This is a genomic window from Massilia sp. UBA6681 (assembly GCF_002454935.1).
Lineage (GTDB): Bacteria > Pseudomonadota > Gammaproteobacteria > Burkholderiales > Burkholderiaceae_D > Telluria > Telluria varians.
This window is the reverse complement of sequence record NZ_DKJX01000060.1, coordinates 1-9,605: the sequence shown is the minus strand read 5'-3', so window position 1 is coordinate 9,605 and position 9,605 is coordinate 1. Positions and strand designations below refer to the sequence as shown.

The following is a 9,605-nucleotide window of genomic DNA, read 5'->3' as shown; positions in this document are numbered from 1 at the left end:
CTGCTATAATGCTTTCCCCGGCCGGTTATACCTCAGCTGGATAGAGTACTTGGCTACGAACCAAGGGTTCGTGGTTTCGATTCCTGCCAGCCGCGCCAGAATATGAGGGACCAGATTGAAAAATCTGGTCCTTTTTTTCGTTGTAAGACCCGCAGGCTGTGCCAGGATGCCAATGAGGCTTTGGCAATATGCGAAGCTCCTGCTATAATGCGTGCATCGGGCGGCTGTAGCTCAGCTGGATAGAGTACTTGGCTACGAACCAAGGGGTCGTGGGTTCGATTCCTGCCAGCCGCGCCAACTTTTATAAAATGGCTCAGAAGCGATTCTGGGCCATTTTTCTTTCCGCCATCCCCTCTCGTTTTTCCGACCCGGGTAGGTCTATTCTCCTCGACGCCTGCCTGCGCCCGTGCCGAACCCTCGATCCGCTGCTGAGGTAACTCAGCAAAAACATCCTAAAACGCGCTAACTTTTACGCTTCGTTCATTAAACTGGACTGAAATCGCACGGGCTCAGCGCCGGAAAGCCCCTTCCGTTTCTGTAGGACTGCGCTTACACATTTTCAGCAACTCGAGAATTTTTTTCCACCTATCAACCCCGATTAAACGAGTTCTCCTATGAAGGGAAGCCGCAGAGTATGTCCTCTCAGAAATCTCTTGTTTTGCGGAACATGTAGCACGCATTGAACGTTCAATCACACTTCCACGTGCTTTTTTTTGCCCTTTTGATAGCATGAAGTTCCCCGATACTTGAAACCCAAGCTGCAGGACGCGGCTGATTCTAATGCGAGGAAAGAAATGAAAAAATCTCTGATTGCTGCAATTGTGTTTGCTTCCGCTTCGTTTGGTTCGTCGGCCGTGATGGCCCAGGAGGTCGTCGGCAACTCCCCACAGGCTCTGGAGCTGATCGACAACACCGCCTTCTTCGGCGACACCTTCGCGGCTGACAACGAAGGTAATACCTTTGCTGACCGCTTCACCTTCACCGTCGAAGGTGATATGCCGATGAACCTGGATGCGATCATCTCGTCGATCAGCCGCAGCGAAAGCGAGGGCCTGGACATCACCGCCCTGGCCCTGTATGGCGAAGACGACACGCTCATCACCACCGGTACCTCGCTGATGAGCGGCGCAATGGACGTCTGGAGCATCTCCAGCGACAACCTGGCCGCCGGTAACTACTACCTGCAGGTCAGCGGCAATCTGGTGTCGGATACCGGCGCCTCGTTCGGCGGTGCCGTGATGCTGGCTCCGGTTCCGGAGCCGGAAACCTACGGCATGATGCTGGGCGGCCTCGGTATCCTGGGCTTCCTGGCACGCCGCCGCAAAGCCAAGCAGGCCTGAGCCTCACACCTGCTGAAATAGAACGACGGAAGCGCGCAAGCGCTTCCGTCTTTTTTTCGTCTGTTGAGGTCGGGGGTCAGGTCGGGGGTCAGGTCTGACATTCAGACACGAGCTGAGCAACAAAACAAGGCAATGCTCGAGTCCGTGTCCAGATGTCAGACCTGAGGCCGAAAGAAGGCATGGGCCCCGGCTGCGGGGCCCGCGGGGATCAGGTACGCAGCTTCTTGATGATGCTGCGGTTCCCCAGGATTTCCTCGATCTGTTCGAAACGCACCGGCTTGACCATGTGGTGGTCGAAGCCGGCCTCGAAGGCGAGCTGGCGGTCCTTTTCCTGGCCCCAGCCGGTGACGGCGATCAGCACCGTCATCGAGCCGCAGGCCAGCTTGCGGATCCCGCGCGCCAGGTCGTAGCCCGACATGTGCGGCAGGCCGATGTCCAGGAAGGCGTAATCCGGGCAGAAGCGGGCCGCCGCCGCCAGCGCGTCCGGCCCATTGTGGGTGATGACCACGCTGTGGCCCATGGCGGTGAGCAGCGCGCCGATGCTGTTGACGAAGTCGACGTTGTCGTCCGCCAGCAGGATGCGGTAGGACTCGGTGCTGATGAAGGCGGCCGGCGTCGGCTTGGCGATCGGCTCCGGGTCGACCACGATCGGCAGGCGCACGACGAAACTGCTGCCCTGGCCCAGGCCTTCCGACCTGGCCTCGATGGTCCCGCCGTGCAACTCCACCAGCTTGCGCGCCAGCGACAGGCCGACGCCCAGGCCGGCCACGCTACGCTCCAGGGTCGAATCGACCTGCACGAACATCTCGAACACGGTGTCGAGCATGTCCGGCGCGATGCCGATCCCGGTGTCGGCCACTTCCAGCACCAGGGTGCGGTCCTCGACGCCCGCCTTGAGCGTGACGCGTCCGCCGCGGTTGGTGTACTTGGCGGCGTTGTTCAGGAGATTCGACAGCACCTGGGCCAGGCGCGTCGCGTCGCCGTGCAGGAACACCGGGCGGTCCGGCAGGTCGATCACCAGCTCGTGGCCATGCAGTTCTATATAAGAGCGCACCACCTCGAGGGCGTCGTTGACCACGGCCTTCAGCTCCACCCGGCCCATCTTGATGGTGAACTTGCCGGTGTTGATGCGCGAGACGTCCAGCAGGTCGTCGACCAGGCGCACCATCTGGCGCAGCTGGCGCTCCATGATATCGGTGGCGCGCTGGGTCGCCTGGGCGTCGCCGCTGCGGATGCGCAGGATGTCCAGGCCGGTGCGGATCGGCGCCAGCGGATTGCGCAATTCGTGCGCGAGGGTCGCGAGGAATTCGTCTTTCCTGCGGTCGGCCACGATCAGGGCCTGCTCGGCGCGCTCGCGCACCGTCATTTCGTGTTCCAGCGTGCGGTTGGCCGCCTGCAGCGCGTCCGAGCGGCGCCCGATCTCGGCCAGCATGTCGTTGAAGGCTTCCACCAGCACCCCGATCTCGCCCTTCTCCTTGCCCGGCACGCGCAAGCTGAAGTCGCGCCGCAGCATCACCTGGCGCGCCACGTTGGTCACCGCCTGCAGCGGCCGGGTGATCGAGGCCTGCAGGCGCGAGGCCACCAGGGCCGCGATCACCAGCGCCCCCAGCATCACGCCGCCGAGGATGGCGCCATAGCTGAGCACCCGGTCCAGCAGTCCGAAGCGCGAGCGCAGGTAGACGGTGCCGAGCGGCTCGCCGTTCTCGACGATCGGGCGGAACACCTCCAGTTCGCCGCTCTCCATGCGGTGGCCCGCCGCTTCCGGACGCGCCGGGAAGGATGCTTCCGTGCCCGCCTTGGCATAGGTGGCGAAGCGCTGGCCGCTGTTGGTATAGATGGCGGCGGCCATGATCTGGGGCCGCACCCGCAGCACCGCCAGGCTGCGCTCGGCGGCGCTGCTGTCGTTGAACGACACCGCCGGGGCGGCGACGTCGGCGACGATGTCGGCCTGGGTGCTCAGGTCGTCGATCCAGACGCGCTGGAAGCTGCGCGCGTCGACGACGATCATGGCGATGGCGGCCGTCAGTAGCGCGACGATGGTGGTTGCCACGGCCATCAGGATCAGTTTGCTGCGGACCGAGCCGGTATCGTGCATGCCCATCACGATCCTCCCTTCTGTACCCGGTTCGCCACGGTCAACAGGCGCGAACTGAGCTTCACGTTCTTCTTTTCGGCGGCATCCAGCGAGACGTCGAAGCGCACGCGCTCGTCGACGATGCGGAAGTTGATGACGCTGCCACAGCGCAGGCCCCCGTCGCATTCGGTCACGGTCAGGTAGGCGCCGGGGGCGGCGCGCAGCACGCGGCCGGCCCGTTCGGCGTCGCCGCCTGCCACGAACAGCAGGTGCACCGCCGGCGGCGCCTCGTTCATTGCCACCTGCCGCACCACGATCGGACGTCCGGCGATCATGCGGCCGCTGGCGATGCGCGCCAGTTCGGCGGCCATCTCGTCCGAGCCGACCACGGCGATCGTCAGCGGCCCGTTGGGGTCGGCAAACGCATGCGCCGGAAACTCGGCATAGCCGAGGAATTTATACAGGAAGGCCGCCTTGACGCGGCGCTCGAGCGCCTGGGCGCCGCCCCCTTCCGCCTGCGCGCGCGGCGCCATCCCTGCAGCCGCCGCCAGCAACAGCGGCAATGCGAGCACCCGGCAGGCCAGGCGGCGTCGCATTCGGTCAGGGAGCTTTGTCTTCATTCTTGTCATGGAGCTTTCAGAAACGCAGCGTTGCGCTGGCGAACACATGCCGTTCAGCCAATTGGCGCAGGCCCGCCTCCCCGAACTCGGGATGGCGGACGTGCAGCAGGTTACGGCCCGCAAGGGCCACTTCGACGCCGGGGCCTGCCTGCCACGCCAGGCGTGCGTCGAGTTCATGATAGCCCGGCACGGCCGGCTGCGGCAGGCGCGCGACGCCCCGCAGCAGCAGGTCGGCGCTCAGCCTGGCGCGGAGTTCGTGCGAGGAGCGCAGTTGACAGTAGCTGCGCGGGTCCTTGGTCGCCAGGCCGGCGCGTGCCGAGGCATCCAGGCTGCTGGGGGCCACGCCGGTGTCGATATCCTGCAACACTGCGCCCGCGAACAGGCGCCAGCCGCGCATGGGCTGCCAGCTGGCGCGAGACCGAGGTGACCACGATATCGGCCAGCTGTTCCAGGGAGTAGTCTTCCAGCGCAAGGGCATCCGCTCCTTCCTGCCCCTGCCCGGCGTGCCCGGCCGCAAGCCCGCAGCCTGCGCGCAGCAAAAACAGTGCCGCACAGACGCAGGCTAGCTGGGAAGGTTTTAACATAGTTGCCATCGTAGAACATTTTCACCCGTGCACCAAGCGTGCGCGCCTCCCGCCGGGCCAGCGTCGCAGCCACGCCACGGCCTGGTTGACAAAGCGGGCTCATCAATAATCTTGATGGCGGTCATTTGAAATATAAATTGGACTAATTTGCGGCAATGCAGCATCATGCTTCCTGTCTCCTCTATTCTCCTCCAAGGAAATAGATTCAGCCCGCTTCACAGAAGCGGGCTTTTTTTTTGCCCGGCATGGCTCGCACGGATCGAGACGGCAGTTGGCCTGCATTTGGTGTAGGATGGCCGCCATGTTTTCGTTCCTACAACAGTCTGCCCATGCCTGAACACGATCCGCGCACTGCTAGCTCCTATGACTGGTCTGGAAGCAGCCTGGGCGAACCCGCCCGTTGGCCCGCGCCGCTGCGCGTGGCGGCCGACCTGCTGCTCAACTCCCCCCTGCCGGGATTGCTGGTGTGGGGGCGCGAAACCATCCTGGTGTTCAACGAGGCCTATGCGGCGCTTGCCGGCCTGGGCTGCGGCCGGGTGCCGGGCGGCTCGGTGCCCTCGGTGCTGCCGCCCCCGCTGTCCGCTGCCGCCCCCGCCCTGCAGCAGGCCTGGTCCGGGCAGCCCGGCCTGGTGGCAGGCACGACGCTCAGCTTCCGCCACGCGGACGGCCCGCTCGAACATCGTTGCGACCTGCGCCTGACGCCGCTGCCGGACGGCCACGGCGGCATCGGCGGCATCCATATCCTGCTGGCCCCTCCGGCCGCCGCGCCGGCGGCGCTCGAGACGGAGCCCGAAGACGCCGCGCTGCGCATCCTGGTGGTCGAGGACAACCTCGATTCCCAGTACCTGGTGTGCGAGATGCTCAAGGCCTTCGGCCACGAAGCCGACGGCGTGGCCCATCCGGACGACGCCCTGACCCTGCTGGCCAAGCAGCGCTACCAGGTGCTGTTCTCGGACGTCAGCCTGCCCGGCATGTCGGGCGTGGACCTGGCGCGCCGCGCGCTCGAAGACAATCCGGCGCTGAAGGTGATCTTCGCGTCCGGCTATGGCGATTCGCTGTTGCGCCACCTCGAGTTCCCCTACCTGTCGCTGCAGAAGCCCTACGAGCTGGACCAGCTCCAGGACGCCCTGGCAAAGGTGGCGCGCCAGCCGGCGCACGCCAGGTGAGGCCGATGCCACGTGCCGGCAGGCTTCGGCTGGGCTACAATGGCCCTTACCAGGCCAGGCGCAGCCGTGCGCCCGGCGCCTGCCACCATGCCAGCACTGATGATTCCAACTGAACCGATCGGCAGCATTCCCCGTCCGCCCGAGCTGGTCGCCGCGATCCGCGGCGGCGCCGCGGGAGACAAGCTCGCGCCTCTGCTCGAGGCGGCGGTGCGCGCGACCGTGGCCGAGTTCGAGGCGACCGGGGCGCCCGTCATCAGCGACGGCGAGCAGGGCAAGCTCGAGAACTTCTGGAGCTATCCGGTGCGCGGCGCGGCCAATACCGCGCCGGACGGCTTCCGCATCCCCGTGCATACCGCTTCCGGCCCCACCAGCCACCGCATGCCGCGCCTCACGCACGGCCCCTTCCGCTACCAGTGCTACGCCGACCAGTACCTGCGCGCGGCGCGGCGCCATGCGACCCAGCCGGTCAAGCAGGCCATCATCTCGCCTTCGGCCCTGTCGCTGCTCTACCCGCCCGACGGCTTGGCCGGCTATCCACGCGAGCAATTCCTTGACGACCTGGTACGCGAACACGAGACCGAGATCCGGCGCTGCCTCGAGGCCGGCGCCCACAAGGTGCAGATCGATTTCGCCGAAGGTCCGCTGGCGATGCGGCTCGACCCGAGCGGCGCCCTGCTGGCCAGCTTCGTCCACCTGAACAACATGGCGCTGGCGCGCTTTTCCGCGGCCGAACGCGCCCTGATCGGGCTGCACGTGTCGGCGGCCGGGGTCCGTGCGGCCGCGGGCGGGTCGGATGCCGCGGTCGACTACGCCGAGCTGCTGCCGGCACTGTTCGAGATCCGCGCCGGCAGCTTCTATATCGCGGTGGCCGGGCAGCCCGACCCCGGGCGCGTGCTGCGCATCGCGCGCGACTACGCGCGTCCCGAGCAGCGCGTGTTCGTCGGCGTCGTCGATCCTTTCGAGGCGCGCATCGAGAGCGCCGCGCAGGTGCGCGACCGGGTGCTGCTGGCGGCCCAATACCTCGACCCGCATCGCCTGGGCACGACCGACGACGCCGGCTTCGCTCCCTTCTTCGACGACGACAGCATCAGCCGCGCCACCGCCTTCGCCAAGATACGCGCACGGGTCGAGGGCACGCGCCTGGCAAGCGCACTGCTGGAGGGGGCCGCGTGAGCGACGAACACGAACTCGAGCTGATGCGTTCGGCCGCGCTGCGCAACGCCCAGAGCGTGCTGGCGGCGCGCCAGCGCGCCGAGGAAGAGCTGCTGGGGGCGCAGGAAGCGCTGCGCCGCGCCAACGAGCGCATGGAGAACATGCTCGAGAGCCTGTCCGACGGCTTCTGCGCGGTCGACCGCGAGTGGCGCATCATGTACATCAACGGGCGCGCGCTCGACATGATCGCCCCGCTCGACAAGAGCCGCGCGGGCCTGGTCGGCAAGAACCTGTGGGACGAGTTCGAGGACCTGCACGGCACCTCGGTGGCCGAGGACTGCCGGCGCGCCATGGAGCGGCGCGAGACCGTGGTGCGCGACTTCTATTACATGCGCCTGCAGTGCTGGCTGGAGATGCGCCTGCACCCGTCGCCGGACGGACTGACCCTGTACTTCCAGGACATCACCCAGCGCAAGCTGGACCAGCAGGCCCTGGTCGAGAACAACAACCGCCTGCAGGTGGCGCTGGCGGCCGGGCGCCTGGGCGACTGGCGCTGGGACGCGGCGCTCGACCGCGTGCTCCTCGGGCCGCGCGCGGCCGGCATCCTGGGCCTGCCGGCCGAGACCCCGCTGCCCTGGCCGCAGGTGCGCGCGCGCCTGCATCCCGAGCACCGCATCCAGGTGCGGCGCGCCGTGATCAAGGCCTTCGAGGCGCGGGCCGACCTGAACATCGAGTGCCGGGTCGCGACCGGCGCTTCCGGGAGCCAGGCCGCGCGCTGGGTGGCCCTGGTCGGCCGTCCCGACTACGCCGAACGCAAGGGCCAGGAAACCCTGGTCGGCATGACCGGCGTGGTGCAGGACATCAGCGGCCGCAAGAGCGCCGAAGACACCCTGCGCCAGAGCGAGGAACTGCTGCGCGCGCTGGCCAACACGATCCCGCAGCTGGCCTGGATGGCCGGCACCGACGGCGGCATCGTCTGGTTCAACGACCGCTGGTACGAATACACCGGGCGCACGCCGGAGCAGAGCGTGGGCTGGGGCTGGCAGGACACCATCGACCCCGCCGCCCTGCCCGCGGTGATGGGACGCTGGCGCGAAACCATCCGCAGCGGCGAACCCTTCGAGATGGAATTCCCGCTGCGTGGCGCCGACGGCAGCTACCGCTGGTACCTGACGCGCTTGAGCGCGGTGCGCGACGCCGAAGGACGCGTGGTGCGCTGGTTCGGCACCAATACCGACGTCGACCAGGTCAAGCGCGCCGAACAGGCGCTGCGCGACGAATCGCACGTGCTCGAGCTGCTCAACAATACCGGCAGCATCCTGGCTTCGACCCGCGACCTGCGCTCGCTGCTGCGCGCGGCCACCGAGGCGGCGCTGGGGGTCAGCGGCGCGCGCTTCGGCGCCTTCATCCATTACGGGCAGGAAGGCGACGGCACCCTGTTCTCGATGGTCACGCTGTCGGGCGCGACATCAAGCGAATTCCAGAGTTTCGGCGAAGCGCGCGCCAGCACGCTTTACCCGCCGGCCTTGCGCACCGAGGACCTGGTGCGCATCGACGACATCGCCCAGGACCCGCGCTACGCCGGCAGCGCGCCCCGGTTCGGGCTGCCGGCCGGGCATCCGGCAGCCGCGGAGCCGGAACTGCGCAGCTACATGGCGGTGCCGGTGGCGGCGCGCTCGGGCGAACTGCTCGGCACCATGTTCTTCGGCCACCCGGAACCCGGCGTGTTCACCGAACGTAGCGAGCGCATCGTGCGCGGCATCGCCGCCCAGGCCGCGATCGCGGTCGACAACACCCGGCTGTACGAAGCCACCCGCCGCGCCGCCGAGGAGCGCAAGGTGCTGCTCGAGAACGAACGCGAGGCGCGCGCCGAGGCCGAGCGCAGCAGCCAGATGAAGGACGAGTTCCTGGCCACCCTGTCGCACGAGCTGCGCACCCCGCTGTCGGCGATCCTCGGCTGGTCGCAGGTCCTGCGCCGCGGCAGCCGCGACGGCGCCGACCTGCAGCGCGGCCTGCAGACCATTGAACGCAACGCGCGCGCCCAGGCCCAGCTGATCGAAGACCTGCTCGACATGAGCCGCATCACCTCGGGCAAGGTGCTGCTCGACATGCAGGCGATCGCGCCAGCATCCTTCATCGATGCCGCCATCGAGACGGTGCGCCCGGCGGCCGACGCCAAGCACATCGCCATCGAGAAGCACTACCTGGCGCCGGGCGCGCTCGTGGCCGGCGACACCGGCCGGCTGCAACAGGTAATCTGGAACCTGCTGTCGAATGCGATCAAGTTCACCCCGCGCGACGGCCTGGTGGCGGTCGAGGTCAGCGAACGCGATGACGAGCATGGCGCGGGCGGCAAGGTGGTAGCGATCACCGTGCGCGACAACGGCGTCGGGATCCGTCCCGAATTCATCACCCACGTGTTCGAGCGCTTCCGCCAGGAAGACGCGTCGATGACGCGCCGGCATGGCGGCCTGGGCTTGGGATTGTCGATCGTCAAGCACCTGGTCGAGCAGCACGGCGGCACGGTGCGGGCCGAGAGCGCCGGCGAGGGCCTGGGCGCCAGCTTCACGATCGAGCTGCCGCGCGCCGAGGCGCCGGCATTGGGCAGCCGGCCGTCACGCGCAGTGCCCGCGCCCTCACCGGCGCCGGAGCCGCCCGACGGCGCGGTG

Annotated in this window: 7 protein-coding genes and 1 tRNA gene; 5 read left to right on the top strand and 3 right to left on the bottom strand. The window is 67.3% G+C overall.

From position 1 onward, the window contains the following. Positions 1-220 precede the first annotated feature (220 nt). Both B2R83_RS10140 and B2R83_RS10135 read left to right on the top strand, forming a co-directional pair. Positions 221-297 (top strand) — tRNA-Arg (locus tag B2R83_RS10140). A gap of 449 nt (positions 298-746) precedes the next feature. Further along, the gene (locus B2R83_RS10135; protein WP_292040710.1) at positions 747-1,340 is read left to right on the top strand and encodes an FxDxF family PEP-CTERM protein; all 594 of its coding nucleotides are present in this window, start codon (positions 747-749) and stop codon (positions 1,338-1,340) included. A 208-nt stretch (positions 1,341-1,548) separates the two neighbouring features. Here the strand turns inward: B2R83_RS10135 and B2R83_RS10130 are convergent, their stop codons facing one another. The 3 genes from B2R83_RS10130 to B2R83_RS10120 are packed head-to-tail and all read right to left on the bottom strand — an operon-like array spanning position 1,549 to position 4,401. Further along, a complete protein-coding gene (locus B2R83_RS10130; RefSeq protein ID WP_209588320.1) occupies positions 1,549-3,441 on the bottom strand; it encodes an ATP-binding protein in 1,893 nt (630 codons plus the stop codon). After that, positions 3,441-4,010 (bottom strand): YfiR family protein, encoded by a 570-nt coding sequence (locus B2R83_RS10125; protein WP_292040708.1) that lies wholly within the window; start codon positions 4,008-4,010, stop codon positions 3,441-3,443. Before B2R83_RS10125 ends, B2R83_RS10130 begins: the two co-directional genes overlap by 1 nt. A 40-nt stretch (positions 4,011-4,050) precedes the next feature. Beyond that, on the bottom strand, positions 4,051-4,401 hold the full coding sequence (locus B2R83_RS10120) for a hypothetical protein (RefSeq protein WP_292040707.1): 351 nt from the start codon (positions 4,399-4,401) through the stop codon (positions 4,051-4,053). A 546-nt stretch (positions 4,402-4,947) separates the two neighbouring features. Between B2R83_RS10120 and B2R83_RS10115 the strand changes: the two genes are divergently transcribed. The 3 genes from B2R83_RS10115 to B2R83_RS10105 form a co-directional block, all read left to right on the top strand. After that, a complete protein-coding gene (locus tag B2R83_RS10115) occupies positions 4,948-5,784 on the top strand; it encodes a response regulator (protein ID WP_292040706.1) in 837 nt (278 codons plus the stop codon). 99 nt (positions 5,785-5,883) lie between these two features. Then, on the top strand, positions 5,884-6,957 hold the full coding sequence (locus tag B2R83_RS10110) for a 5-methyltetrahydropteroyltriglutamate--homocysteine methyltransferase (RefSeq protein WP_292040703.1): 1,074 nt from the start codon (positions 5,884-5,886) through the stop codon (positions 6,955-6,957). Next, the coding region (locus B2R83_RS10105; RefSeq protein ID WP_292040701.1) for an ATP-binding protein at positions 6,954-9,605 on the top strand (2,652 nt) is incomplete at its 3' end. The genes B2R83_RS10110 and B2R83_RS10105, both read left to right, overlap by 4 nt.

Coding starts and splice junctions, on each gene's coding strand:
- B2R83_RS10130 (WP_209588320.1), bottom strand. CDS start 3,441: ATGGGCATGCACGATACCGGCTCGGTCCGCAGCAAACTGATCCTGATG.
- B2R83_RS10125 (WP_292040708.1), bottom strand. CDS start 4,010: ATGCGACGCCGCCTGGCCTGCCGGGTGCTCGCATTGCCGCTGTTGCTG.
- B2R83_RS10110 (WP_292040703.1), top strand. CDS start 5,884: ATGATTCCAACTGAACCGATCGGCAGCATTCCCCGTCCGCCCGAGCTG.
- B2R83_RS10115 (WP_292040706.1), top strand. CDS start 4,948: ATGCCTGAACACGATCCGCGCACTGCTAGCTCCTATGACTGGTCTGGA.